Annotated in this window: 26 protein-coding genes; 14 read left to right on the forward strand and 12 right to left on the reverse strand. The window is 68.0% G+C overall.

Annotation, left to right across the window (positions count from 1 at the left end):
- Entirely contained in the window at positions 1-354 is a 354-nt protein-coding gene (locus tag AC3WMR_RS07945) for a hypothetical protein (RefSeq protein ID WP_492263488.1), read from the forward strand.
- Between the two features lie 76 nt (positions 355-430).
- On the opposite strand, the gene AC3WMR_RS07950 is transcribed toward AC3WMR_RS07945, so the two are convergent.
- Positions 431-1,876, reverse strand: a complete 1,446-nt coding sequence (locus AC3WMR_RS07950; protein WP_492263489.1) for an RNA polymerase factor sigma-54 — start codon at positions 1,874-1,876, stop codon at positions 431-433.
- 197 nt (positions 1,877-2,073) lie between these two features.
- Positions 2,074-3,078, reverse strand: a complete 1,005-nt coding sequence (locus AC3WMR_RS07955) for a sigma-54 interaction domain-containing protein (RefSeq protein WP_492263490.1) — start codon at positions 3,076-3,078, stop codon at positions 2,074-2,076.
- A 207-nt stretch (positions 3,079-3,285) separates the two neighbouring features.
- Here AC3WMR_RS07955 and AC3WMR_RS07960 point away from each other — a divergent pair, with 207 nt between their 5' ends.
- A complete protein-coding gene (locus AC3WMR_RS07960) occupies positions 3,286-4,671 on the forward strand; it encodes a sigma-54-dependent transcriptional regulator (RefSeq protein ID WP_492263491.1) in 1,386 nt (461 codons plus the stop codon).
- 52 nt (positions 4,672-4,723) lie between these two features.
- On the opposite strand, the gene AC3WMR_RS07965 is transcribed toward AC3WMR_RS07960, so the two are convergent.
- Positions 4,724-5,107, reverse strand: coding sequence for a hypothetical protein (locus AC3WMR_RS07965; protein ID WP_492263492.1), 384 nt, complete (start codon positions 5,105-5,107; stop codon positions 4,724-4,726).
- 152 nt (positions 5,108-5,259) lie between these two features.
- Here AC3WMR_RS07965 and AC3WMR_RS07970 point away from each other — a divergent pair, with 152 nt between their 5' ends.
- Complete coding sequence (locus AC3WMR_RS07970) at positions 5,260-5,502, forward strand: hypothetical protein (protein ID WP_492263493.1); 243 nt, start codon at positions 5,260-5,262, stop codon at positions 5,500-5,502.
- A gap of 68 nt (positions 5,503-5,570) precedes the next feature.
- Here the strand turns inward: AC3WMR_RS07970 and AC3WMR_RS07975 are convergent, their stop codons facing one another.
- Positions 5,571-5,849, reverse strand: coding sequence for a DUF378 domain-containing protein (locus AC3WMR_RS07975; RefSeq protein WP_492263494.1), 279 nt, complete (start codon positions 5,847-5,849; stop codon positions 5,571-5,573).
- A 221-nt stretch (positions 5,850-6,070) separates the two neighbouring features.
- Between AC3WMR_RS07975 and AC3WMR_RS07980 the strand changes: the two genes are divergently transcribed.
- From AC3WMR_RS07980 to AC3WMR_RS07990, 3 genes are all read left to right on the forward strand, one after another.
- Positions 6,071-6,667 carry a hypothetical protein gene (locus AC3WMR_RS07980; RefSeq protein WP_492263495.1) on the forward strand — a complete coding sequence of 199 codons (597 nt, stop codon included), beginning with the start codon at positions 6,071-6,073 and terminating at the stop codon, positions 6,665-6,667.
- Between the two features lie 33 nt (positions 6,668-6,700).
- Positions 6,701-7,321, forward strand: coding sequence for a DUF4142 domain-containing protein (locus AC3WMR_RS07985; RefSeq protein WP_492263496.1), 621 nt, complete (start codon positions 6,701-6,703; stop codon positions 7,319-7,321).
- 114 nt (positions 7,322-7,435) lie between these two features.
- Positions 7,436-7,606, forward strand: a complete 171-nt coding sequence (locus AC3WMR_RS07990) for a CsbD family protein (protein ID WP_492263497.1) — start codon at positions 7,436-7,438, stop codon at positions 7,604-7,606.
- Positions 7,607-7,687: 81 nt separating this feature from the next.
- Here AC3WMR_RS07990 and AC3WMR_RS07995 read toward each other — a convergent pair whose 3' ends face one another.
- A complete protein-coding gene (locus AC3WMR_RS07995; RefSeq protein ID WP_492263498.1) occupies positions 7,688-8,032 on the reverse strand; it encodes an ElaB/YgaM/YqjD family protein in 345 nt (114 codons plus the stop codon).
- Between the two features lie 159 nt (positions 8,033-8,191).
- Between AC3WMR_RS07995 and AC3WMR_RS08000 the strand changes: the two genes are divergently transcribed.
- Positions 8,192-8,470, forward strand: coding sequence for a hypothetical protein (locus AC3WMR_RS08000; RefSeq protein ID WP_492263499.1), 279 nt, complete (start codon positions 8,192-8,194; stop codon positions 8,468-8,470).
- Between the two features lie 25 nt (positions 8,471-8,495).
- On the opposite strand, the gene AC3WMR_RS08005 is transcribed toward AC3WMR_RS08000, so the two are convergent.
- Complete coding sequence (locus AC3WMR_RS08005; protein ID WP_492263647.1) at positions 8,496-9,470, reverse strand: DNA topoisomerase IB; 975 nt, start codon at positions 9,468-9,470, stop codon at positions 8,496-8,498.
- Between the two features lie 220 nt (positions 9,471-9,690).
- Here AC3WMR_RS08005 and AC3WMR_RS08010 point away from each other — a divergent pair, with 220 nt between their 5' ends.
- From AC3WMR_RS08010 to AC3WMR_RS08020, 3 genes are all read left to right on the forward strand, one after another.
- Positions 9,691-10,239, forward strand: coding sequence for a type 1 glutamine amidotransferase domain-containing protein (locus tag AC3WMR_RS08010; protein WP_492263500.1), 549 nt, complete (start codon positions 9,691-9,693; stop codon positions 10,237-10,239).
- A 77-nt stretch (positions 10,240-10,316) separates the two neighbouring features.
- Positions 10,317-10,478 (forward strand): hypothetical protein, encoded by a 162-nt coding sequence (locus tag AC3WMR_RS08015; RefSeq protein ID WP_198529768.1) that lies wholly within the window; start codon positions 10,317-10,319, stop codon positions 10,476-10,478.
- 48 nt (positions 10,479-10,526) lie between these two features.
- A complete protein-coding gene (locus AC3WMR_RS08020) occupies positions 10,527-10,679 on the forward strand; it encodes a DUF3309 family protein (protein WP_042885785.1) in 153 nt (50 codons plus the stop codon).
- 44 nt (positions 10,680-10,723) lie between these two features.
- On the opposite strand, the gene AC3WMR_RS08025 is transcribed toward AC3WMR_RS08020, so the two are convergent.
- Positions 10,724-11,911, reverse strand: a complete 1,188-nt coding sequence (locus AC3WMR_RS08025) for a PepSY-associated TM helix domain-containing protein (RefSeq protein ID WP_492263501.1) — start codon at positions 11,909-11,911, stop codon at positions 10,724-10,726.
- A 164-nt stretch (positions 11,912-12,075) separates the two neighbouring features.
- Between AC3WMR_RS08025 and AC3WMR_RS08030 the strand changes: the two genes are divergently transcribed.
- A complete protein-coding gene (locus AC3WMR_RS08030; RefSeq protein ID WP_492263648.1) occupies positions 12,076-13,023 on the forward strand; it encodes a 2-hydroxyacid dehydrogenase in 948 nt (315 codons plus the stop codon).
- 86 nt (positions 13,024-13,109) lie between these two features.
- On the opposite strand, the gene AC3WMR_RS08035 is transcribed toward AC3WMR_RS08030, so the two are convergent.
- A complete protein-coding gene (locus tag AC3WMR_RS08035; protein WP_492263502.1) occupies positions 13,110-13,946 on the reverse strand; it encodes a universal stress protein in 837 nt (278 codons plus the stop codon).
- Between the two features lie 110 nt (positions 13,947-14,056).
- Complete coding sequence (locus AC3WMR_RS08040) at positions 14,057-16,168, reverse strand: FUSC family protein (protein WP_492263503.1); 2,112 nt, start codon at positions 16,166-16,168, stop codon at positions 14,057-14,059.
- Between the two features lie 336 nt (positions 16,169-16,504).
- Between AC3WMR_RS08040 and AC3WMR_RS08045 the strand changes: the two genes are divergently transcribed.
- From AC3WMR_RS08045 to AC3WMR_RS08055, 3 genes are all read left to right on the forward strand, one after another.
- Positions 16,505-17,410 carry an EAL domain-containing protein gene (locus tag AC3WMR_RS08045; RefSeq protein ID WP_492263504.1) on the forward strand — a complete coding sequence of 302 codons (906 nt, stop codon included), beginning with the start codon at positions 16,505-16,507 and terminating at the stop codon, positions 17,408-17,410.
- A gap of 195 nt (positions 17,411-17,605) precedes the next feature.
- A complete protein-coding gene (locus tag AC3WMR_RS08050) occupies positions 17,606-17,794 on the forward strand; it encodes a hypothetical protein (protein WP_492263505.1) in 189 nt (62 codons plus the stop codon).
- 311 nt (positions 17,795-18,105) lie between these two features.
- Entirely contained in the window at positions 18,106-19,224 is a 1,119-nt protein-coding gene (locus AC3WMR_RS08055; protein WP_492263506.1) for a DUF748 domain-containing protein, read from the forward strand.
- Positions 19,225-19,263: 39 nt separating this feature from the next.
- On the opposite strand, the gene AC3WMR_RS08060 is transcribed toward AC3WMR_RS08055, so the two are convergent.
- The 3 genes from AC3WMR_RS08060 to AC3WMR_RS08070 form a co-directional block, all read right to left on the reverse strand.
- Positions 19,264-21,474, reverse strand: a complete 2,211-nt coding sequence (locus AC3WMR_RS08060) for a TonB-dependent receptor (protein WP_492263507.1) — start codon at positions 21,472-21,474, stop codon at positions 19,264-19,266.
- A 48-nt stretch (positions 21,475-21,522) separates the two neighbouring features.
- A complete protein-coding gene (locus AC3WMR_RS08065) occupies positions 21,523-21,924 on the reverse strand; it encodes a DUF2946 family protein (RefSeq protein ID WP_492263508.1) in 402 nt (133 codons plus the stop codon).
- A gap of 98 nt (positions 21,925-22,022) precedes the next feature.
- Complete coding sequence (locus AC3WMR_RS08070; RefSeq protein WP_025140766.1) at positions 22,023-22,736, reverse strand: MgtC/SapB family protein; 714 nt, start codon at positions 22,734-22,736, stop codon at positions 22,023-22,025.
- Positions 22,737-22,918: the final 182 nt, after the last annotated feature.

Genomic DNA, 22,918 nt, shown 5'->3' on the forward strand with positions numbered 1-22,918 from the left:
ATGAAAATCCGTGCCTTGACCTATGCAATCGTAGTGGCCGCCAGCCTTGGCGCTTCGGGTGCCGCCCTGGCGCAATCGGCCTCGCCCACTGCCCCGTCCACCACGCCGAATGACGGCACCGCGGTACAGCCGAACCGCCCCGTGCCGCCGGGGCAGGCTGCGCCTGCGCCCAATGCCGCGCCCAACACCATGACCGCGCCGCCCAACCTCGACAAGAACGCGGCGCCCTCGTCCGACAAGCGCAGCGGCGAAATGCCCACGCGCCATCGCGAGGCCAACGACAACGTGCCGCGCACGCCGGCCGCCGGCGCCACGCCGCCTCCCGGATACCCCAACTCTGGCGGTAGCAAATAGGCAGTCGGGCCTGGTCGCAGAGAACAATGCCCACCCGCGAGGGTGGGCATTTTCGTATCGGCGGCCCGACATCAATTCAATGCTGTCGACGCAATTCGGCGGGGGGCAGGCGTAGCTGGCCGCGGTACTTGGAAACCGTGCGGCGGGCCAGGACGATGCCGTTGCTGGCAAGCTGCTGGGTCAGGGCGACGTCGGACAGGGGCATGGCGGGGTCTTCGGCGTCGATCAGTTCCTTGATCAGCGCGCGCACGGCGGCGGCCGAACAGGTGCCCCCGGAATCGGTGGCCAGCTCGCGCGAGAAGAAGTGGCGGAATTCGAAGACGCCGCGCGGGGTCACCATGTACTTGCTGACCGTCGCACGGGACACGGTGGATTCGTGCATGTCCAGGTCGTCGGCCACTTCCTTGAGCATCAGTGGCCGCAGCGCCACTTCGCCATATTCGAAGAAGGTCTGCTGACGCTTGACGATGGCTTCGGCCACGCGCTGGATGGTGGTGTAGCGCTGCTCCACATTGCGCACCAGCCAGCGGGCTTCCTGCAGTTCCTGCGCCATGGGGCTGCGATCGTCCAGCCGCGCGCGGCGGAACAGGTCGGCGTAGACGCGGTGCAGGCGGGCCTGCGGCATCGCGCTGCGATTGGGCACCACGCGCCAGCGCGAATGCCATTTGTCCACGAACACATCGGGCACCACGTACACCGGCGCCTGCATGTCATAGCGGCGCCCGGGCTTGGGGTCCAGGCCGCGGATCAGCGCGCAGGCCTCGCGCAGGGCGTCTTCGGTGCAATTGAGCGCACGGCGCAGGCCGGCGGCATCGTTCTTGGCCAGGCGTTCGATCTGTTCGGCCACGATGCGCAGCGCCAGGTCGCGCAGCGGCGCACTGACGCCGGGTGCGGCGGCCAGTTGCAGCGACAGGCATTCCTGCAGATCGCGGGCGCCCAGGCCGGGCGCATCCAGCTGCTGCACCAGGCGCAGGGCGGCCAGCCATTCGCCTTCGTCGGGCGGGGGCGTGAAATCCGGGCTCAGGGCGCTGCACAGGTTGGCCAGCGGGGTGCGCAGGTAGCCGTCTTCGTCGAGCGCGTCGATGATGAATTCGGCCAGCAGGCGGCCGCGTGGCTCCAGCCGGTAGTTGCCCAGATCCGCCGACAGCTTTTCACGCATCGACACCGGTGCGCTGGCCCATTGGCCCAGGTCGTGGTCTTCGCCGTCTGCACGCGCTGGCGTCGGATAGTCGCCGGAATATTCCGGGGTGGCCGGGGCGTCGGCGGCGGCATCGTGGTCGCTGCTATCCGGGTCGCCCGCAACGGCCGTTTCGGTGGGCGGCTCGGGCGCCACGGCACCGCGTTCAGGTTGCGCGGGCGTCGGGTCCGCCACTTGCTCATCGGCTTCCTCGAGGAAGGGATTGGTGGCCATCGCGAGCTCGACCGCCGTCGTGAATTCCAGCGCCGACATTTGCAGCAGCTTGACGGACTGCTGCAGGCGGGGGGCCAGCGTCATCTGCTGGCGCAGGCGCAGTTCTTGCATCGGATGTCCCACTCTTGCCTCCCGGAAAAACGGGTGCCGCCAGACGGCGGCTCATCCTTGTACACATGCAAGAACCATGCCTGCTTGCCCTGCGGGGGAAAGCGCGAGGCGGGGGCGGCGTGCGCCCGTCCAGGGTTACAAAGCGGCGGTAAGAATTTCGCGAAGGTGCGTCCCCGACGCCTGTGGGTTGGCGCGGCCTAGGCGGCCGCCGGCCCGCCTTGCTCTTTCTCGTAGACGTCCAGCCGGTTGTAGAGCGTCTTCAGGCTGACGCCCAGAGTCTCGGCCGCCAACCGCTTGTCGCCGCCGTGGTGGGCCAGGGTGGCCAGGATGAAGTCGCGCTGCGCATTGCCCAGGGCGGTGCCCACCGGCACATTCAGGGCGCCGTCCTTGAACTCGGCGCGCTGCGCCGAGCGCGGCCGCGGCAGCGCGATGTCCAGCACATCGTCGGACAGGATGTACGCGCGTTGCACGGCGTTGCGCAGTTCGCGCACGTTGCCGGGCCAGTCATGCTGCGCAATCGCATCCAGCATGGGTTTGGCAAAGCGCTTGTGGGTGGCGTGCTGGCGGTTCAGCGCATCCAGGAAGCGTTGCGCCAGGATCAGGGAGTCGCCCGTGCGTTCGCGCAGCGGCGGTACGCGCAGCGGAATCACCAGCAGCCGGTGCAGGAAGTCCTGCCGCAGCCGCCCGTCGGCCACCGAGGCGGCGGGGTCGCGGTTGCTGGCGCAGATGATGCGCACGTTGGCGCGCAACAGATCGGCGCCGCCCACGCGCTGATAGGTGCCGGCTTCGAGTACCCGCAGGAAATGCACCTGCATGTCGGGCGGCATTTCGGTCACTTCGTCCAGGAACAGCGTGCCGCCGCTGGCGTATTCAAAGTAGCCGGCGTTCTGCGCCACGGCGCCGGTGAAGCTGCCTTTTTCGTGGCCGAAGAGTTCGGCGTGCGCCAGCGAGCCGCTGATGGCCCCGCAGTTGATCGCCACGAAGGGGCGGTCGTGCCGTGCGCTTGCATCATGGATGGCGCGGGCCACCACTTCCTTGCCGGCGCCGCTCTCGCCCACGATGAACACGCTGGCGTCGGTGCCGGCGGCCAGGCGCAGTTGCGTGGCCAGCTTTTGCATGACGGGGGACAGTCCGGAGACGTCCAGGGGGTTGATGTCGGCAGTCGCGGCGTCCTTGCGGTCGCCGGCGGAACGATCGGGCATGCGGATATCCTAGGCTCCACGGGGGGCGTGGGTGACAGGCCGATGGTAGAGGGGCGGGCGGCGGCGGTTGCGACCAGTTGAAAGCAATCGAAAACTTTAGTGGATCGTATCGAATATTTACGTCCGGCCGCGCCAGAGTGGCTATGCTCGAACTTGGCCGGAAATTGGGCCCGGGAGACGCTCGGGCTGCCGCGCCTCGGAGCCGTCATGCCTCACTTGCTGATCGTCGAAGACGACGACGCTATCCGTGAAACCTTGGCCGAGATCGGCCGCGACAGCGGCTTCACGGTGGCGCTGGCCGCCAGCGTGAAAGATGCGCTGATCCAGCTCGAACGCCAGGCGCCCGACCTGGTGCTGACGGACGTGCGCCTGCCCGGCGGCAGCGGCATGGACATCTTCAAGAACGTAGCCGTGGCCAGCGCCGAAGTGGTGGTGATGACCGGCCATGGCACCGTCGACAACGCCGTCCAGGCGCTGCGCCTGGGCGCGACCGACTACCTGACCAAGCCCATCTGCATGGATCGCCTGAACGAGATCCTGGCGCGAATCGTGGCCAATGCCGGCGGTGAACGGCCGGGCACACCGTTCGAAGAGCCCGGGCGCTTTGGCAAGATGTTCGGTTCGTCGCCGCCCATGCGTGAGCTCTATCGCCAGGTCGGGCGCGTGGCGCCCACCGACGTCACGGTCTTGCTGATCGGCGAAAGCGGCACCGGCAAGGAACTGGCGGCGCACGCCATCCACGAACTCAGCAGGCGACGCCAGCGGCCGTTCATCGCGGTCAATTGCGGCGCGATTTCGCCGCACCTGATCGAAAGTGAAATGTTCGGTCACGAACGCGGCAGCTTCACCGGCGCCGACCGCCAACACAAAGGCTACTTCGAACGCGCCGACGGCGGCACGCTGTTCCTGGACGAAGTGACCGAAATGCCGCTTGATCTGCAGGTCAAGCTGTTGCGGGTGCTGGAAACCGGCCAATTCATGCGGGTGGGCACCAACCGCGAGATCGGCTGCGACATCCGCATCATCGCCGCCACCAACCGCAACCCCGAACAAGCCGTCCAGGAAGGCAAGCTGCGCGAAGACCTGTATTACCGGCTTAGCGTCTTTCCGCTGGAACTGCCGCCGCTGCGCGAGCGCGGCGACGACATCGCCTTCCTGGCCGATCGCTTCCTGCAGGCCCAGAACCAGGACACCGGCAGCCACAAGGCGTTTTCCGCGCGCGCCAAGACGGCCCTGGCACAGTACGAATGGCCCGGCAATGTGCGTGAACTGAAGAACTTCGTGCGCCGCGCTTTCATCATGGCCGAAAGCGACGAACTGGATGTCGACCTGCTGGCGCCGCAGGTGTCGCCCGGTGGCGACATGGGCGCGGGGGGGCAGATCACGGTGCCCGTGGGCGAAACGCTGGCCGAAGCCGATCGTCGGCTGATCCTGGCCACGCTGGAACGCTGCAAGGGCGTCAAGAAGCAGGCCGCCGCGGTATTGGGCATCAGCCCCAAGACGCTCTACAACCGGCTTGAAGAATATGCGGCGGCGGGCTACGCGCTGCCGGGCGAGCCGCCGCCGTCTTCTTCTTCCACGGCATCGCGTTGATGCGCGCCCCAGCCGCCGCTATGCAGGGCGAGGGCGGGCGCGCTGTACGCGCTTACTTGCCGTAGCGGGTCTTCAGGTCCGCCATGCAGGCGTCCTTGGCGTTGCCCGACATGGCATCGCACTTTTCCTTGCCCACCTTGTAGTCCGCGTCGTTGCGCGTCTTGGCCGCGTCATGGTTGGCTTCGGCCTTTTCCTTGCCGGCCTTGGCGTCGGCGCGCGCCTTGTCGCGCGTGGCTTCGGCTTGCTTCTGGCAGACGTCCTTCTGGTTGCCCTTCATGGCGTCGCATTGCTTCTTGTCCATCTTGTATTGATTGTCGATCTGTTCGCTGCTGCGCACTTGCGTGGTTTGCGCCGCGACCGGCAGCGCCAGGGCCGACAGGCACAGGGCCGCGGCGGGGATCAGCGTCAGGGACAGGCGGGTATTGGACAATTTCATGGATCACTCCTTTGGATGAGGACGGCCGGATGGTTGGTCGTCCCACGCCCATCCCTGAGCAAGCGCCGTGCCTGCAATAGCGGGCACGGCGCTTGCGCCAATGGCGGGGGCGCCCGCGGTATCGCGTCGGGCGCAATGCAAGGAGAGCAGTCATGACCAAGACAGATGCGGGTAGCAAGGCAGGCGCCGGCACGCCGGAGGGCGGCAAGGCAAACCGGCCGCAGGATGAATCCGATGCCGCCCGCCGCAGCGGCCAGTTCGGGTCGGACAAACCGGGTGCGGACAAGGCTTCGGCGCCCGAGCGCGGCGCGGACAAGAGCCCTCACCCGAATGGGCCGGAATATGAGGAAGGCGGGCAGTATCCGGGTACGCGTAAGCCAGGCGGGCGCTCGTGACGGCCCGGTGCAAGGCATCGATGACATAAAGCATCGACGGCGAAAGATGCCCGACGCCGCGCGCTGCGTCAGTCGTTTTCCGCACCCAGTCGAAACAACAGCACGACGCAGTGCAGGGCCGCCAGGCCGACCAGTCCGTAGGCGACGCGCGCAGCTGTCGCCGACGGCAATACGCGCGCGAACACGTCCAGGTTGACGGCGGCAATCAGGCCGCAATTGACGCCGCCGGCAACCAGCGCGATCAGGGCAATCCAGTCCAGCGGCCCCAACGTCCGTCGGCCTGTCGGCTCGCGCAACGCGGTGTCACCCTGAGCGGGGGTCACTTCGTCGTCGTCATAGGCGTACATGTTTCGTTCCTTTGCCCGGCGCGGGTAAATTCTGCGCGACGTGGCGTTTATTGCGTCGTTGCGAGGCGGCGGGGGCGAGGCCGTAACGATTTCCCGTCGACTTACGTCTGGTCACTTGCGGACACGCTCAGCAAGCGCCGTGCCGCGATGCGCGTGGAGGCATGGCAGTTGCTGCCTTTTTTGCCATGGCCGATGGCGGGCCGTGCTGAGAGGAGATAGTCATGTCCCTGATTGTTGCCGCACGCTTCCAGACCTTCGATGGCGCCAGCCTGGCTGCCCAGCGGCTGCGCGACGAAGGTTTTTCGGAAGACGATTTCCATACGTTCTATATCAATTCGGCGGGCGAGCACGCGCGCTATCCGATCGGCGGCGACCGCGTGGCGGACCCGGATGCGCGCGGTGCGCACCTGGGCGCGCTGGCGGGCGCGTCGGTGCTGGGGTTGGTCTTTGCCTTGGTCGGCGGCCTGGCCGCCCTGTGGCTGGGCGCGGCGATCCTGGTGGTGATCGCGGCGGCGGGCGCGGGCGCTTACCTGGGCGCACTGGGCGGGGCTTTGTGGGTAGCGGGGCGCGGCAAGCGCCTGTCGGCCGCGGTGCCCCAGGCGCCCGGCATGCACCCGGCTGTACGGCCGGCGGGCGTGATGCTGGCGCTGCCGGTCGCGCCCGAGCAGGAAGCCCTGGCACGCCGGGTTCTGCGTGAATCCGGCGGGCGCGACATCGAGCGGGCCCAGGGCCGCTGGCTGGATGGCAAGTGGGAAGACTTCGACCCGCTGACGCCGCCGCGTCATGTCGAGGCGCCGTCCACATCCATGGCGCAATGAAACCGCCGCCGCGGGGCGGCCAAGGAGACGGACATGAACAAGAAGAAAATATTGCAACGCCTGGCCGCGATTTGCCTGTGGGGTGGCGTGGCCATGCCCTGGGCGGTGGGCGCCGCCGGCTTGTCCGAGGCCGACAGCCATTTCCTGCAGGCGGCCGCGGCGGCCGATGCCTTTCAGATGCAGGCGGCGAGCCTGGCGCGTGAGCGCGCCGCCAGTACCGAAGTGCGCACCTACGCCGCCAAGATGCAGGCGCAGCACCAGGAGGGCGAGACGAAGCTCAAGCGCCTGGCGGCCAGCAAGCAGGTGACGCTGCCGAACCAGCCGGAACCGGCCGATCAGCGCACGCTGGAAACCTTGGCCGGCAAGACCGGTACGGAATTCGACGCGCTGTATACGGATCAGGTGGCGGTCGCCGCCCACGTCAGGACCGATGCGTTGTATCGCGATGCGGCCCGGCAGGCCGGCGATGCCCAGGTGCGTCAGTTCGCGGCCCAGGCCGGGCCTGTGCAGGCCGACCACCTGACGCTGGCGCGCGCCTTGAAGCGCGATCCGGCCACCCGGCAGGATCAGATCCAGCCCGCGACCCGGGGCGAGCCGCCTGCCGTATCACCGGCCGCGCGCGAGGCGCCGGCTTCGGTGGCGCCGGAGAAATAGCTGGGCAGGCCGGGGGATCGCACCGGGCGGGACGTGTCAGGCACGCCGCTTGCTGCAAGGACGCCGCCCGCGCCACCCGGCGTTGGCACTCCATCCATGTAGAAAGGAATTGCCATGAACAAGGATCAAGTGAAGGGTCGCGTCAACGAGGCCGCGGGCAAGGTCAAGGAAGTAGCGGGCAAGGCCACCGGCAGCACGTCGACCGAACTCAAGGGCGCAGCCCAGAAGGTCGCCGGCAAGACCCAGGCGGCCTATGGCGATGCCAAGGAAAAGGCCCAGAAGTAAACGCTGCGCCTTGCTGCGGGACCCCGTGGACGCCGCGCCTTTCCAGGCGCGGCGTCCATTATCTGTTGTTGGACGCCGCTTTTATTGCTGCCGGCCCACGATGACGCCGAACAGGAAGGCCGCGCCGGCCACCAGGCCGACCGCCTGCCAGGGGCGCGCATGAATATATTGCTCGGTGCAGTCGATGGTTTCGCGCACCATGTCGTGCGCCGTGTCGGACGCATCGCGCAGGCTGCGGCGGGTGTCGCGCAACTGGTCGGCCAGGCGCGTTTTAAGCGCTTCCAGATCGGTGGCGGACGCGTCGCTGAGGGTGGCCTCCAGGTCGTCGATCCAGCTTTCGGGATGACGGCGCCGTCCGCGCGCGCCGCGGTCGTCGGGGCCGTGCTCGGGGAAGTCCGAGGGCAGGGGGGTATGGTTGTTGGCCATCGATAGCTCCAGGGTGGGCGTTGGGGGAATGTTCTTTTTACCCAGCAAGCGCCGCGCCTGCCATCAACGCCACATCCGCTTTCAATTCTGACGCTTGGCGGGTGACGCCGACGCGGCCTGCGCCGTAGGATGGAACCAGGCCATAACGGGAGTGCCATCGTGATATCCGCCAAGACCGCTAGCAAGACCTCTGCCAAGCCGACCACGGCCGCCGCCGGCAAGAAAGCCGGGCAAGACGCCCAGATTGCCGATGCCAAGGTGCTGCCGCCGCGAGGACCCGTCGACGTGCCGCAGTTGCCGTCCAAGCCCACGGCGTCGACGCCGGACGAGGCGGCGCGCGACACCCGGCGCGCGGTGGACGACGAGACCGAATCCAATTGGGCCGATGGCGCCGCGCCGCAGCCGCGCGCCAAGAACGCCAGGTCGTCGATTCTCTGACGGCCCAGGCCGGCATCGCCTGGCGTCAGGCCCTGTCCAGGAAAGCCAGCAAGCGCCGTTCGTCTGCGCTCAAGCCGCGCGGGCCGGCAGGCGCCGGGCCATGGGCCGGCAAGCCGCCAGCCAGGTAGGTGTCGACGATCAAGGGATGCACATAGCAGGCGCGGCACACGGCCGGCGTGTTCGCCAATCGCTGCGCCACCTGCTTGATTACCTCCACCACCTCTTGTCTGGCCTGGCGTTCGTCGACGAACGGCCGGCGCTGCAGCGCGGCGTAGGCCAATACCGACCCGGCCCACGTGCGGTAGTGCTTGGCCGTGAAGTCGGCCGCGCCGGCCTCGCGCAGATAGGCATTCACCGATTCGGAATCGACCGCGTGCGGATTGCCGTCTTCGTCCAGGTACTGGAATAGCTGTTGGCCGGGAATGTCCAGGCAGCGCTTGATGACACGCGCGATGCGCCGATCGGTCACCGTCACGTCGTGTTCCACGCCGCTCTTGCCGCGAAAGCGAAAGCGCAACCGATCGCCCCGCACCGTGGCGTGGCGCCGCGTCAGCGTCGTCAGGCCATACGACCGGTTGGCGCGCACGTATTCGCGGGCCCCGATGCGGATCAGCGTATCGTCCAGCAATTGCACGACCACGCCGATCATCTTGGCTTGCGCCAGGCCTGCCATCCGCAGGTCGCGCGCCACCTGGCGGCGGATGCGCGGCAGGCTCGCGCCGAACTCGCGCAGGCTGCCGTACTTGTCGGCATCGCGCTGCTGCGCCCAGGCCGGATGATAGCGATACTGCTTGCGGCCGCGGGCATCGCGGCCGGTGGCCTGCAGATGGCCCCAGGGCAACGGGCAGATCCAGACGGCTTCGTAGGCGGGCGGAATGGCCAGGGCACGGATGCGGTCCAGTTCGGCGGCGCGCCGGATGCGCCGGCCCGCGGTGTCCAGGTAGTGGAAGGTCGCCGCGTTGACGCGCACCCGTGAGTAGCCGGGGCGGGTGTCATCCATGTAGATCAGCTTGCCGTCCAGAGGGGGCGCCACCTTGGAGGGCTTGGGGCGCGCCTTGGGAGATTCCTTGGCGGATGTCGTGGCGTGTGCCCTGGGTTGTGCCATGTCGGCCTCCTGCAAATCGCGGCAGACCTTAGCAAGCGGCATGCCCGTAGGTGCAAAGCGACTTGGGCACGCCACTTGCTGTCAGTGGCGCGACAGGCAACAAAGGAGCGTTTGCATGGCGAAGACACTACAGGACTTCACGGTCGCCATCCTGGTGGTGGACGGTTTTGAACAGGTGGAACTGACCGGGCCGCGCGACGCGCTGCACGCCGAAGGGGCGCGCACCGTCATCGTGTCGGCCAAGCGCGGGCCAGTGCAGGGGATGCATCACAACGACAAGGGTGACCGTTTCGAGGCCGACCTGATCTTCGCCGAGGCGCAGCCCGAGACGTTCGATGCGGTGCTGCTGCCCGGCGGCGTAATCAATGCGGATGAGATCCGGCTGCATCCCAAAGCGCGAGAATTCGTGCATGCGATGCACGAGGCGGGCAAGCCGCTGGCCGTGATCTGCCATGGCGCGTGGCTGCTGATTTCCGCCGGCCTGGTCAAGGACCGCAAGATGACCAGTTGGCCCTCGTTGGCTGATGACCTGCGCAATGCAGGCGCCGACTGGGTGGATGAAGAGGTGGTGGTGGACGGCCGCTGGATCAGCAGCCGCAAGCCGGACGATATTCCCGCTTTCAACCGCGAAATACTGCGCGTGTTCGCGCTGGTGCGCCATTGAGTGGCGGCGCGGTGTCGGGTTCGTGGGGCCGGACGCTTCCGGCCACGCGCAAAGCAGCATCTTTACAGGAGAGTGCCATGTCTGCCGATCTATACCTGCATGTCCCGCCCAAGCCGGAACCGATTCCGCCGGGCTCGCCGCCGGGCGATCTGCCGGTCGATCCCGATACCGATGAGCCGGAGGTGGATCTGCCGCCGCTCGAGCCGCCGGTGAAGGAAAAACTCTCGCGTGTCCATTGATACGCGTCAGCCCATTCGACGTACCCACCAAGAAAAAAGGATGAAACCATGTCCACCATTTTGCTGATCATTCTGATATTGCTGCTGGTAGGCGCCGTACCGGCGTGGCCGCATAGCCGAGGCTGGGGCTATTACCCCAGCGGGTTGCTGGGGATCGTGGTCATCGTCTTGATCGTGTTGCTGCTGACGGGACGGATATAGCGGCGGGGGGCGTCTTGTGCGCTTGAGGCGCCCGCCGCGCAACATCAGGCGCGCCGGGCCGTTGGCCTGGGCGCCTGCGCCTGCGCTGGAGCCAGCCGGCCGCGGTGCTTGAGCCGTCGGCGGCTGATCCAGATGACCAGCCCGGTCACGAAGAACAAGAGCGGCAGCAGGCCCAGCACCGCCGTCAGGATCCGGCTGGGCAGGCCGAACAGGCTGCCCGAATGCAGGGGGAACATCACCGCCAGCAGGCGTTGGCCGGCCGTGCCCGACAGGGGATCGGCCGCCGACACCTGCGCGCCGCTGCGCATGTCGATGAACAGGCGCAGCGTGCCGACCGGTTGCCAGTCGTCCGCGCGGCGCATGCGGGCCTGGTAGACGCCATTGGCGGCATCGCGCCGCAGCATCACCAGCGTGGCGGTGGCGGGCGCCCCTTCGCGCGCCTTCGCGGCCGCGCCATCCCAACCCACTTCCGTTTCGCCCGGGGTCAGCGGCGCCAGCTTGGCCGTGCGCGCATCCACCGGCACGCTCATGACGCTGGACACCAACTGCCGGCCCAACTGCGGCAGGCCCATGAAAAAGCCGGTGCCCGCGACCACGAGCAAGAAGATGGCCGAGATCAGGCCTGCGGCGCGGTGCAGCTCATAACTGGTGCGAAACGCGCCGACCCCGCGCGTCACCGATACCGACCGGCGCCAGTGGCCCGGGCGCGGCCAGGCCAGGTAGACGCCCGCCAGCAACAGCACCACCCAGGCCACCGCCAGCCAGCCCAGCACTTCGCGGCCGGTCTTGCCTTGCAAGAGCGTCATGTGCCAGCGCAGCAGCAGGGGCATGACGTGGGCGCGGTCCAGCGACACCGCGTCGCGGTTGCGGCTGGCCAGCAACTGGCCCGAGCAGGCGTCCACGCCAGCCTCGTTGTCGGCCGTGGCAGTGTGCTTGAACTGCACGCGGTAGCTGTCGGCACCGGATTCGGGCAAGGTGATGGCGTTGACCGTGGCGCCCGGCCACGCTTGCTGCACGGCCTGCGCGGCGGCAGACGGAGGCAACGGTGCGGCGCAAACGCCCGCACGGTTGCGCAGCATGGCCGAATTCAGCCAGCCGTCAAGTTCATGGTCGAACGCCAGCAGGCTGCCCGAAAGGCCGGCCAGCACCAGCACCACGCCCAGGATCAATCCCGCCCAGCGATGCAGGGTGGACAGGGCAGTGCGCAGAGTCTTGCGGTGCTTGGCTTTCATGACGCGATCAAGGGCGGGGGCGGGACAGGCAGGTGGCGCGCAATTGTACCGAGGCGTAATATTTGCCGGCCTGTTTTTTGGCGGCCGACGCCATCACGCACGGTGCGCCGCGCCTGGCACCCTCGACCCGCCGCATTTCCGACCGCATTCCGACCCGCAGCAACATGAAGATCCCCCTCCTGATCCTGATCGAAAGCGTGCATGATTTCCTGCCCGCCATCGAAGACCGCGGCTTTCGCTGCATTCTTGCCACCACCCCCGAACAACGCGCCCGCGCCATCCGCGAACACGCCGACGAGATCCGCGTGGTGCTGACCCGCGGCGCAACCGGGTTCCATGCCGACGAAATGGCGGCCTTGCCCAAGCTGGAATTGATCTGTTCGCTGGGCGTGGGCTTCGAGAACATCGACGTGGCCGCGGCGCGGGCGCGCGGCCTGCGGGTCACGCACGGGCCCGGCGCCAACGCCACCTCGGTGGCCGACCACGCCATGGCGCTGCTGCTGGGTACGGCGCGGCATTTGCCACAGGCCGACGCCTGGGTGCGCCAGGGGCACTGGAATGGCTTCATGGGACCGCAGGTATCGGGCAAGCGCCTGGGCATCCTGGGGTTGGGCACGATCGGCCTGGAAATCGCCAGGCGCGGCGCCCTGGGCTTTGGCATGACGGTGGGCTACTACAACCGGCGGCCGCGTCCGCAGAGCGGCTACACGTACTACGACAGCCCGCTGGCGCTGGCTGCGGAGTCCGACTTTCTGGTGGTGGCCACGCCCGGCGGCGCCGACACGCGGCATCTGGTGAACGCGGCCGTACTGGATGCGCTGGGGCCCCAGGGCTACCTGGTGAACATCGCGCGCGGCAGCGTGGTCGATACCGATGCCCTGATCGCTGCACTGGCCGAACGCCGCATTGCCGGCGCGGGGCTGGACGTGGTGGAAGGCGAGCCGGTGGTGCCGCCGGCGCTGTTCACGCTGGACAACGTGGTGCTGACGCCGCACAGCGCGGGCCGTTCGCCCGAAGCCGTGTCGGCGACGGTGGCGCTGTTCCTGGAAAACGCCACCGCGCATTTCGGCGGCAAGCCGGTGCTGACGCCGGTGCCGGGCTCGCAGGGCTGACCGGCCGGCACGCGGGCCCGCGTGGCGCAAGCCGTTCGCGCGACGCCGGGGGGCGGGCGACCCTCGGTGCGCGAGCCGCGCGGACCTTAGTGCGAGAACATGATCGGCACGGTCATGCTCTTCAGGATGGACGCGGTGGCGCCGCCCATGGCCCATTCGCGGAACTTGCTGTGGCCGTAGGCGCCCATCACGATCAGGTCGGCGCTGTAGTCGGCCGCCGCGTTCAGGATGGTGCTGCCGACCCCCACGCCCTTGATGTCGCGGCGCACGTGGTCGGGCGCCGGCATGCCCTGGGCGATGCAATAGGTGGCCAGGTCTTCGAACGGCGCGGCTTCGCCCTTGCGGGTGGCGGCGCCTTCATCCATGGTCAGCACCACCAGGTGCGAGGCCGAACGCAGCAACGGCGCGGCGTCCGCCAGGGCGCGCGCGGCTTCGCGGCTGCCGTCCCAGCAGACCAGCACGCGGTCGCCGATCACCGGGAAATCGCCGCTGGACGGCACCACCAGCACGGGGCGGCCGGCCGTCAGCAGGGCCTGCTCGACGAATTCGGTTTCGTGCGCGGCCTCGACGTCTTCGCGGTTGTCCTGGCTGACGATGATGAGGTCGCTGGTGCGGCCATACAGCGCCACCGTGGCGCTGGGGGTGTTGTCACCCGCGCGCACGACCGCGGGCACATCCGCATTGGCGGCCGCTTCCAGGAAGGCGTTCTGCACCGCGCCGCGATTCTGCGACTGCAGGTCGCGCATCACGCTCAGGGTCTTGGACATCAGCACGGATTCACCGTAGTAATACTGGGGCGGCGCCGAGCTGGCGTAGACGCCAACCAGTTCGGCGTTGTGACGCTTGGCCAGTGCCAGCGCGACCTGCGTGCGGCGGGGGCAATCGAACCCGTGGTCCAGGTGTACGGAAATGCGGCGATACATGGCGGCCTCCTTTTCAGCGCGACAGGCCTTTATCGTTGCGCGTTCCGCGCATTCCGCCTTTGACGTGCGTCAAGGCGCCCGCAGTTAGGCGGGGCCGGCGCAAGGGTCGTTCAGGCCTGCTGCACGCGTTCGCGCAATTGCCTGACCTGGCGCGCCTGCTGCGCGATGCGGTCCAGCGGCCCGGCCAGGGCAGGCGCGGCGGCCGCCAGCGCGGGGGGCACCGCCAACTGCCGGATATCGGTGGCGGGCGCCGCTTCCTGCGGATGCAGGGCATGCGCCAGCACCTGGCCGTACTCGCGCAGTACGGGCGCGGCGGCACTGTCCGGCGCCAGCGCAGGCTGGATTTCCAGCACGGTGCCGGCCGCGGTGACGCGGCGCATTGCGGCGAGCAGGTTCACGGCGGTATCCACATTGCGGTCGCGGTGCACGGGGTTTTGCTGCAAGCGCTGCAGCGAGGCCTCGGCGTTGTCGGCCGACAGGCAGGCCAGGCGCCGCAGGCCGACGATGTCTTCGCCCGCACCCGCGCCGCTCTTGTCGCGGGTCAGCGCCAGGGCGTAGGCGGCATGGCGGTCCAGCGCACGGCTCAAGGCGCCGGCCAATTGGCGCGGTTCTTTCTCGGGCCACACCAGAAAACCCACCAGCAGCGCCAGCACGCCGCCCAGCACGCTGTTGAAGGCGCGCAGCGCCGCCAGCATCGGTTCGTAGATGTCGGGCTGCTGGATATGGCTGACCAGCACGAACTGCGAGGTCAGGAAAAACGTGAACAGGGCGTAGTGGATGGTGCGGGCGGCAAAGGTGCCCAGGGCGATCGGCAGCACCGCCAGCGCCACCGACAGCGGCGTGGTGAGCAGCAACCCCAGCAGCGAGGCGCCGATGGCGCCGGCCACGCTGCCGATGACGCGTTCCACCGTGCGTTGCCAGGTGGTGGCGAAGTAGGGCTGCAGGATGAACACCAGCGTCAGCGACATCCAGTAGCCGTGGTTGACGGCGAAGGTCTTGGACAGCGCCACGGCAATGGTGGCGCCGATGCCCACGCGCAGCGCATGGCGAAAGGCATCGGATTCGAAGCGCAGGTTCTGCCGCAGGCTGCGCCAGGCGGCGCGCGCGGGCGATTCGGCGCGTGCGGCTTGCGCCGGCACGTCCGGCGCGCCGTCGCGGTCAAACAGCGCCTGCATGACCGACTGCGCGTTCTGTTGCAGGCGGTCCAGCACCGGCACCATGGTGGCCAGGTCCGGGGCATAGGCCATGGCCGCGCCGCGCAGCTCGTGCAGGCCGGCGCCAAAGTGCGCCAGCCGTTCGCGCAGGCACTCGGCCTGCTTGGCATCGGTGACGTCGGACGTGCTGGCGATGGCGTTGGCCACGCTGGCGTAGCGGTGGAAGGTGTGCGACAGGTTGGCGCCCGCGCCGCGGCCCAGCCAGCGCGGCGCGTTCGATTCCAGCAGGTCGGCCGCCGCCACCAGCGCGATGAAGCTGTCTTCGGCGTTGTCCAGCAGATAGAACAACTGCTGGGCGCGGGCGCGACGCGAAGGCCGCGCGTCCTGCACTTCGCGGATGCGGCCGCGCGCCGCTTCCAGCGCGGCGCGCAGGGCGCTGCGCTGCGCGCGGGTGACGGCGCTCCAGGCCTGCGGACCGCCGGCGGGGGCCAGGCCGGAATACATGCGCGCCAGGGCGTCGCCGAAATCCGCCAGGCCGCGGTAGCAATGCGCCACGGCGTGGGTCGCGTCTTTCCAGGGACGGCGGCGCCAGACCAGCGCGGTCATCAAGATGGCCCACAGCGCGCCGGCCACGAAGAACAGGGTGTACGACAGGCTGGCCGCCAGCGTGGGCGCGGGCAGTTCGGCCGCCACCACGAAGCCGGCTGACAACAGCGTGCCGACAATGGCGGCCGCCGGTCCCAGTACCCGCAGCAGGCCGCCGAACGTGCAGCAGACGAAAGTCAGCGGCAGCAGCAGCCACAGGTGGCCGGCGCTGGCGCTGGCCAGAAAGCAGAACAGGGCGCCGATCAGGCCCAGCGCCAGCATCGACCCGGCGCGTTGGCGCAGCGGCCCGCCGGGGTCGCCAAAGCAGGCCCAGAAGGCGGCAATGGCCGTCCAGCCCAGGCGCGGCTCGTGCGCCAGCACGGCCAGGATGACGGGCGCGGCGCTGATGGCCGCGGCTTGCAGGGCGTCGAGCCACAGGACATTGCGCGCCAAATTGCGCCAGCGGGAAAGCAGGGAAGTCACGCGGAATACCAAAAAAAACGCAACGCTACCATGTCGACAAGACAAAAAAATAATGAATTTTCAGAGCGTCCGATTATTGGGATTTTCATGAATGATCAGGCATAAATACTCCTGGTTACATATGTGTGACTTTGACGCCGCAAGCGCGCACAATTGCCTGGAATAAATGTGCGAAATCGCATAAAAAAACATTGGCGATCGATTAGCGAATGCGCTGGGTAAGTAACGCTAGGCAGTAAATAACCCTGCAAGCCGAATGTGAATACTCATGTCCAATGTGCCTCGGTCTGCGCCCGGACAGCGCAGGCCGTACTCCGGGGCACTTAAGGAGCAAACATGACGCCAAATCACGAGGCTTCCACAAGCTCGGTGGTCAGCGATGACGAAATCGCTGCCATGATTACCGGCAAAGACGGCCTGAGGGTATTGCTGCAACCCCAGGTGGATTTATTGACCGGCCGCATTGTGTCGGCCGAGGCGCTGGCGCGCTGGCAGCATCCGCGCCTGGGTATTGTCATGCCCGCCGAATTCATTCCCGCCGTGAACCGGCTGGGGCTGGATCGTACCCTGTTCGAACGGGTGGCGCAGCGCGTCATCGACATGCTGCAGACCATGCGCCGAACCGGCATGGCCATCCCGGTGGCGATCAATGCGCCGGCCTCGACCCTGTCCGACGAACGCTCGGTCGATTTCCTGCTGGCGCGCATCCACGCGGCGGAATTGCCGGCGTCGTTGCTGCGGGTCGAACTGACCGAAGACCAGCCCATCAAAGAGCTGGAAGTCCTGCGGGCCACATTGGCACGGCTGGAAGAGGCCGGCTGCGAGGTCAGCCTGGACGATTTCGGCACCGGCCATGCGTCCCTGAAGCTGCTGTCCGCCATTCCGCTGTCCGAGGTCAAGATCGACCAGTATTTCGTGACCCGCATGCGTCGTAGCGCGGTGGCATTCGAGGTGCTGCGCACCGCCGCCGAACTGGCCACCCGGATGGGGTGGCGGGTGGTGGCCGAGGGCGTCGAGAACGTCGCGGACATTCCGGCCTTGCGCGCCGCGGGTTGCCGCTATGGCCAGGGCTACGCGTTGGGCCGTCCCATGCCGCTGGACGATTTGCTGATGCGCCTGCGCGTGCAGCGCGACCGCGGCGAACCGCTGGCCGCGCCCGCCAGCTATGCGTCGGCATGGCTGGACGCCTTTGACCCGCAAGATGCCGAAACCGGCCTGCCGGTGCACGTCACGACGCAATAAGGGTTGGGACAATCAGGGTCTGACCCGACCATCGCGGCCTGGCCGACTTTTCTACCCCTCGCATCCCGAAATTACCGGGGCCGCAACGGCCGGGCCGATGCGCGCCGCGTTGCCGGCCCGGGCGGGGCCAGGCTTGGGCACGCCAGTTGCTACTCCCTGTGTGGCGGAATGGTTCCGCCGACTAGGAGACTTGCAATGGCAAACCCGAATCAGCCCGACCAGCAAAAGCAGCCCCAAAAGCAGCAGACGCAGGAAAGCCCGAAGGATCGCAACCAGCCAGGTCAGCAACAGCCCGGCCAGGGCGGCCAGCACATGGACAAGGACGGCAAGCCGGGCCAGCAGCCTGGCCAGACCGGCCAGCAACGTCCGCAGACGCAGCGTTGATGCGCTGACGACATCCGAGTGAGCCCGCGTTGCGGCGACGGCCGACAGGCGCAGGGTGAGTGGCGGCGATGCCCGTGCGGGGAGCCCTGCGCGGGCATCGCCGTTTCTGGCTCGGCCATGAGGCGTAGCTGGACCGCCGCGCCTGGAAGCCTGGTTGGGCCTGCAGTTCGCCTGCATCGTGGCCCTGGTGGCCGCGCACCGGTAGCGCCGCATGCCTTGCGCCGCGCCGGGTCGGTCGGTAAGGTGCAGGCAGGGTTGCCCGTTCCTTGCCGCGACGCGCCCGCGCCCCGGCCACCGCCTCAGGATCCTCGATGAGTCTTCAATCCGCCGCACCTCGCCGTCGCTCGCCCCTGGGCATGGCCCTGGCCATTGTCGTGCTGTTGGCTGCCGTGCTGGCCATCCTGGCGCTGGCCGGCACGCGCCTGGTCGAACTGCGTATCGCCAATATGCTGGGGCCGCGTGCCCAGGTGGGCAATGTCCAGGTCGGCTGGCGAGAGGTGGTGCTGACCGACGTCAAGATCGCGGGCACGGGCGATGCGGCGCCGGCCAGCGCGCGGCGCGTGGTGGCGGAACCCGAATGGACATCGTTTCTGCAGCACGAGGCGGTGTTCCGCAAGATCACCATCGAAGGGTTCGATTTTGCCGTGCTGCGCACGCCCGATGGCGACATGCAGATTTCGCCTGCCCTGCAGGCGGCGCTGCGCGAGGCCGACAACGCCAATGATCCGTCGCGCCGCAAGAACCCCATCCGTGCCGATGACATCGTGCTGACGGACGGGCGGCTGGACTTCCTGGATGCGGCGGTATCGAAGCCGCCGCACCGCATTCCGTTCAATCAGGTCGCCGCGCGCCTGCATCCGCTGGTGCTGCCGGCGGACGGCCAGCGCAGCGAGATGGAATTCAAGGGGTCGGTGGAAGAAAACCGCAACGGCGCGGCCACCGTGACCGCCAAGGGTTCGCTGGAGGTCGGCGGCACCGATGCCGACATGAAAGTGGCCGTGCGCAATATGGACATCCGTTATGCCGCGCCGTATCTGGCCGAAAACGGCGCCGGTTCGCTGTCGGGGGGCGCCATGGACCTGGACATGCAGACCACCATTGCCAAGCGGCAATTGAAGGCGTCTGGCGTGGTGGCGCTGCATGGCCTGAAATTCAGCGGTGACGGTTCGTTGTTTTCGCTGCCGCGCAAGGCGGTGCTGGCCGCCATGGAAGACCGCAATGGCGCGCTGCGCATGGAATTCAGCCTGTCCGGCAGCCTGGACAACCCCAAGTTTTCGGCGTCGCGAGGCTTTGCGGCGCAGATCGCGCGGGGCGTCGGCCATGTGCTCGGCGTGGGGGCCGAAGGCGCGGCCAGCGGCGTCGCCGGCGCCGTCAAGGACGTCGGCGACGCGATCTCGGACCTGTTCTCGTCCGGGTCCGAGAAGCGTTGATCACCGGCGGCGATTCGCCGCGCTGATCAACCGCGACGATCAAAACCGATAGTTCGCGCTCAGTTCCACCCGGCGGCCTTCACCCAGCAACCATTGGGTCTGGTTGTAGTAGGCGGTTTCGGCGTACTGGCGGTCGAACACATTGAATGCCCGCAGCGCCAACGTCAGGTCGCGCCGCGGCTCCCATTGCAATGCCAGGTTGGTGGTGGTGTAGCCGGCCATTTCCAGGGTGTTGGCGGCGTCCGCGAAACGCCGGCCGACGTAGCGCACCCCGGCGCTGGCGGTCCATTGCGGCGCGAACTTCCAGCTGACCCAGGCATTGGCCACGCGCTCGGGCACGTCGGTGGGCACATTGCCCGCTCGCGATACGGCCGCGCCGTTGACCGATTCGCTGAAGTCGTCGTAGCGGGCCCTCAGCACGGCGGCGTTCAGGTCTACCCGCCAGGCCGGGGTCAGCTCGACCCCCAGCGTGGCTTCCAGCCCGCGCGACGATTGCTCGCCCACCTGGATGCGCAGCGACGGATCATTGGGGTCGCGCGTCACCAGGTTGTTCTTGCGGATGTGGTAGGCGGCCAGGGTCCATTGGCCCTTGTTGTCCCAGAACGTCTGCTTGACGCCCACCTCGACCTGACGGCCCTTGGACAGTTCGAAATCCTTGTTGGCCGGCGATAGCAGCAACAGGCTGCCGATGGGGTCCGCGGCCTCGGCGTACTGGCCGTAGACCGATAACGTGGGCAACACGTCGTAGACGGTGCCGATGCGCCAGCCGACGTTGTTGAAGGTGGTGTCGAATGCCGTCTGCCCGGCCACCAGGTCGCGCCGCTTCAGGTCGATATGGTCATAGCGCAGGCCGCCCAGCACCGACCAGCGCTCGGTCAGCATCAGGCGGTTTTCGGCGAACAGCGCGTATTGGTCGGCCGTGTTGCGGTAGCGTGGGGTGGTGCCGGCGACGTTGATGAAACGGCCGTGGTCGACGTCGTACGGGTCCACCAGCGATGTGCCCGAATACGGCGAATTGTTGGTGTGCTTGAACGAGGCGTGGTTGAGCTCGACGCCCACCGCCACCTTGTTGGCCAGGCCGAACAGATGACCGTCGAAGCTGGCGTCGGTGACCGTGCCGACCTGCTGCTGGTCGTGGCGGATATCGGTGTAGGCGCTGCGCTGGATCAGGCCGCTGGCCGGCTGCCAGGTGTAATTTTCAGCGTCGCGGTAGTCGCGGTCGCTGCCGATGTAATAGACGCGGCTGCGCACGCGGGTGGCGGGGTTGGGCGTCCAGTCGGCCTTCAGTTCGGTGCGGCTGTCGCGATAGATGATCTTGCTGTCGGCCACGTTGTAGTTCTTGCCGCGCAGGCTGTAGTCGATGTCGCCATTGATCAGCGGCGTGCCGAAGTAACGCGTCGGTTCCTGCCAGGCATAGGCCTGCGTCAGCGTGAAGTTCAGGTCCGGCGACACATCCAGCCGCAGCGCGGCCGTCACGGCGAAGTCGCGTGAATCGCCCAGGCTGATGCCCGAATTGCTGTGGTTGCCGCTGATGTCCAGCCGGTAAGACCATTTGTCGTCCAGCGCGCCGCCGCTGCCAAAGCCCAGGCGCTGCGTGTCATGCGTGCCGACGGTGGTCTGGATTTCGTTTTCGATGGGTCCGCGGGTGGGCTTCTTGGGAATCACGTTGACCACGCCGCCGATGGCGCCTTCGCCATACAGCACCGAGGCCGGGCCGCGCAGCACCTCGATGCGGTCCACGGCCCAGGGGTCGTAGAGGAACGTCTGGCCGACGCCGCCGAACTGGCGTACGCCGTCATACAGCTGGGCCACGGAATTCGAATCGGTGAAGCCGCGCGAGGACAGCGACGAGCCGCCATTGCCCGGATGGCGCATGGCGCTGATGCCGGCCGCCTGCGTGATGGCGTCGGTGACATTGACCGCGCCGCGTTCGCGCAGTTGTTCGTTGCTGATGACGTCGATGCTGGCGGGCGTATCGAACGGCGTCAGGCCCAGCAGCGTGCCGGTGCTGGCCGGTTCCAGCAAGGTGGCCGACGGCGCGTCGGCCGAGACGGAAATGGCGGGCAGGGTGGCGACGCCGCGCGACGCGGCTTGCGATGGTGCGGCAGTCGGGGCAGCAGTCGGGGCATTAGTCGGCACGGCCGTGGCCGGCAGCGTCTGCGCGTGCAGGGCGGGCGTGAAGGCGAGCGCGGTCCAGACGGCCACGCGCCGTTTCAGGACGCGGTGCGCCCTGGCGGAAGAAAAAGACATGGAAGTTCTCGGTATGCCAAAGAAGCCGCACGGCGTGCGGCGAAGCGATCAGCGGATAACCGGGAACAGAGGCGGGGCGCGGGCGCCCAGTGGCGGGCCGGGCAGGAATCCTTCGGCTACGGCCGGCGGGGCACGCGCGGCCAGCGGGTGGGCCATGACGGCCGTGCTGGCCAACAGCGGCGCGGGCGAGGGCGGCAACGCCACTGCCGCCAGCATGGCGCCCATCGGGCAGGCGGCGGCCTGGGCCGCGTGCCGCTCGTCGGGGGCATCGCTATGCTTGGCGGGCCCGGCGACCCAGATGGTGCCGGCGGCCGAGCACAGCTGGATCAGCGTGCCCTGCTGCGCGGCGGGCATGAAGCCCTGCGGCACCATGGCCTTGAGCGCGAACAGCGCCAGCACCAGCCACAGCGTGGCGGTGTTGCGGGCGAAGGGCAGGAACGGGCGGGGCATGGTCGGCGCCCATTCTAGAAGGTTTTGCGGGCGGGGTGGCGCCGGGCGAGGGGGTGGCCTGCGACGCATCGCCGCAGGCCACCGCGTTCACCTCAGCGTCACACCGTCCTGGCGGCCCAGAAGGCCGTGCGCACGCCGGGCGCGGCCGCGATGCGGGCGGTGACGCGGTCCAGGTCCAATTCGTCGACCGACGCTTCGCTCAGCGCGGCCTCGATCTCGACCTCGTTTTCGCCGAACTGGTCGATCTTCAGCTCGGACAGGGGCAGCTGTTCTTCTTCCAGCACGTCTTCCAGCACGGTCATGGCGGCCTGGCGCTGGTCGACATGCGCGATGACGTGGATGACGGTGGTGACTTCCGTGGTCTGCGCGTCCACCGGCTGGCGGTTGACGTAGCTGACCACCGGCCGCAGCAGCGTGTTGGCGGCCAGTACGAACACGGTGGCCGCGAGCGCTTCGAGGATCAGCGAGGCGCCGGCGCACGCGCCGATGGCGGCCGAGCCCCATAGCGTGGCCGCCGTGTTCAGGCCGCGAATGCTGCCGCCCTCGCGCATGATGGCGCCTGCGCCCAGGAAGCCGACGCCGGACACGACATAGGAAATGACGCGCGCGCCGCCGTCGGGGCCGCCGACGCGAAAGGCCATGTCCACGAAGATGGCCGCGCCCACGGCCACCAGGGCGTTGGTGCGCAGGCCGGCCGTGCGTTGGCGCACCTGGCGCTCGAAGCCCACGATGGACCCCAGCACGAAAGCCGTGGCCAGGCTGATGAGCGTGTTGGCCAGCGTCAGCAGCTGGATGTTTTCGAAGTTCTTCATGTTGTTGTTCTCGAATGCAGCGTGTTTTTTTACGAATACGTCGGGGCCCAGGGGTGACCAACGGGCGCCGGCCGGGCCGGCGCCCTTCAGGGCAATTGCCAGACCGACAGCGCCGTCAGCACGAAAGCCAGCAGCCAGATCAGCAGCAGGGCAGCTACCCGCGCGACAAGGAGGCATTTGTA

The sequence above is a fragment of the Achromobacter sp. FW305-C-28 genome, from assembly GCF_058783235.1.

Excerpts from the sequence above, each read along its gene's own strand:
- AC3WMR_RS07945 (WP_492263488.1), top strand. The coding sequence starts at position 1 with ATGAAAATCCGTGCCTTGACCTATGCAATCGTAGTGGCCGCCAGCCTT.
- AC3WMR_RS07950 (WP_492263489.1), bottom strand. The coding sequence starts at position 1,876 with ATGCAAGAACTGCGCCTGCGCCAGCAGATGACGCTGGCCCCCCGCCTG.
- AC3WMR_RS07955 (WP_492263490.1), bottom strand. The coding sequence starts at position 3,078 with ATGCCCGATCGTTCCGCCGGCGACCGCAAGGACGCCGCGACTGCCGAC.
- AC3WMR_RS07960 (WP_492263491.1), top strand. The coding sequence starts at position 3,286 with ATGCCTCACTTGCTGATCGTCGAAGACGACGACGCTATCCGTGAAACC.
- AC3WMR_RS07965 (WP_492263492.1), bottom strand. The coding sequence starts at position 5,107 with ATGAAATTGTCCAATACCCGCCTGTCCCTGACGCTGATCCCCGCCGCG.
- AC3WMR_RS07970 (WP_492263493.1), top strand. The coding sequence starts at position 5,260 with ATGACCAAGACAGATGCGGGTAGCAAGGCAGGCGCCGGCACGCCGGAG.
- AC3WMR_RS07975 (WP_492263494.1), bottom strand. The coding sequence starts at position 5,849 with ATGTACGCCTATGACGACGACGAAGTGACCCCCGCTCAGGGTGACACC.
- AC3WMR_RS07980 (WP_492263495.1), top strand. The coding sequence starts at position 6,071 with ATGTCCCTGATTGTTGCCGCACGCTTCCAGACCTTCGATGGCGCCAGC.
- AC3WMR_RS07985 (WP_492263496.1), top strand. The coding sequence starts at position 6,701 with ATGAACAAGAAGAAAATATTGCAACGCCTGGCCGCGATTTGCCTGTGG.
- AC3WMR_RS07990 (WP_492263497.1), top strand. The coding sequence starts at position 7,436 with ATGAACAAGGATCAAGTGAAGGGTCGCGTCAACGAGGCCGCGGGCAAG.
- AC3WMR_RS07995 (WP_492263498.1), bottom strand. The coding sequence starts at position 8,032 with ATGGCCAACAACCATACCCCCCTGCCCTCGGACTTCCCCGAGCACGGC.
- AC3WMR_RS08005 (WP_492263647.1), bottom strand. The coding sequence starts at position 9,470 with ATGGATGACACCCGCCCCGGCTACTCACGGGTGCGCGTCAACGCGGCG.
- AC3WMR_RS08010 (WP_492263500.1), top strand. The coding sequence starts at position 9,691 with ATGGCGAAGACACTACAGGACTTCACGGTCGCCATCCTGGTGGTGGAC.
- AC3WMR_RS08015 (WP_198529768.1), top strand. The coding sequence starts at position 10,317 with ATGTCTGCCGATCTATACCTGCATGTCCCGCCCAAGCCGGAACCGATT.
- AC3WMR_RS08020 (WP_042885785.1), top strand. The coding sequence starts at position 10,527 with ATGTCCACCATTTTGCTGATCATTCTGATATTGCTGCTGGTAGGCGCC.
- AC3WMR_RS08025 (WP_492263501.1), bottom strand. The coding sequence starts at position 11,911 with ATGAAAGCCAAGCACCGCAAGACTCTGCGCACTGCCCTGTCCACCCTG.
- AC3WMR_RS08030 (WP_492263648.1), top strand. The coding sequence starts at position 12,076 with ATGAAGATCCCCCTCCTGATCCTGATCGAAAGCGTGCATGATTTCCTG.
- AC3WMR_RS08035 (WP_492263502.1), bottom strand. The coding sequence starts at position 13,946 with ATGTATCGCCGCATTTCCGTACACCTGGACCACGGGTTCGATTGCCCC.
- AC3WMR_RS08045 (WP_492263504.1), top strand. The coding sequence starts at position 16,505 with ATGACGCCAAATCACGAGGCTTCCACAAGCTCGGTGGTCAGCGATGAC.
- AC3WMR_RS08050 (WP_492263505.1), top strand. The coding sequence starts at position 17,606 with ATGGCAAACCCGAATCAGCCCGACCAGCAAAAGCAGCCCCAAAAGCAG.
- AC3WMR_RS08055 (WP_492263506.1), top strand. The coding sequence starts at position 18,106 with ATGAGTCTTCAATCCGCCGCACCTCGCCGTCGCTCGCCCCTGGGCATG.
- AC3WMR_RS08060 (WP_492263507.1), bottom strand. The coding sequence starts at position 21,474 with ATGTCTTTTTCTTCCGCCAGGGCGCACCGCGTCCTGAAACGGCGCGTG.
- AC3WMR_RS08065 (WP_492263508.1), bottom strand. The coding sequence starts at position 21,924 with ATGCCCCGCCCGTTCCTGCCCTTCGCCCGCAACACCGCCACGCTGTGG.
- AC3WMR_RS08070 (WP_025140766.1), bottom strand. The coding sequence starts at position 22,736 with ATGAAGAACTTCGAAAACATCCAGCTGCTGACGCTGGCCAACACGCTC.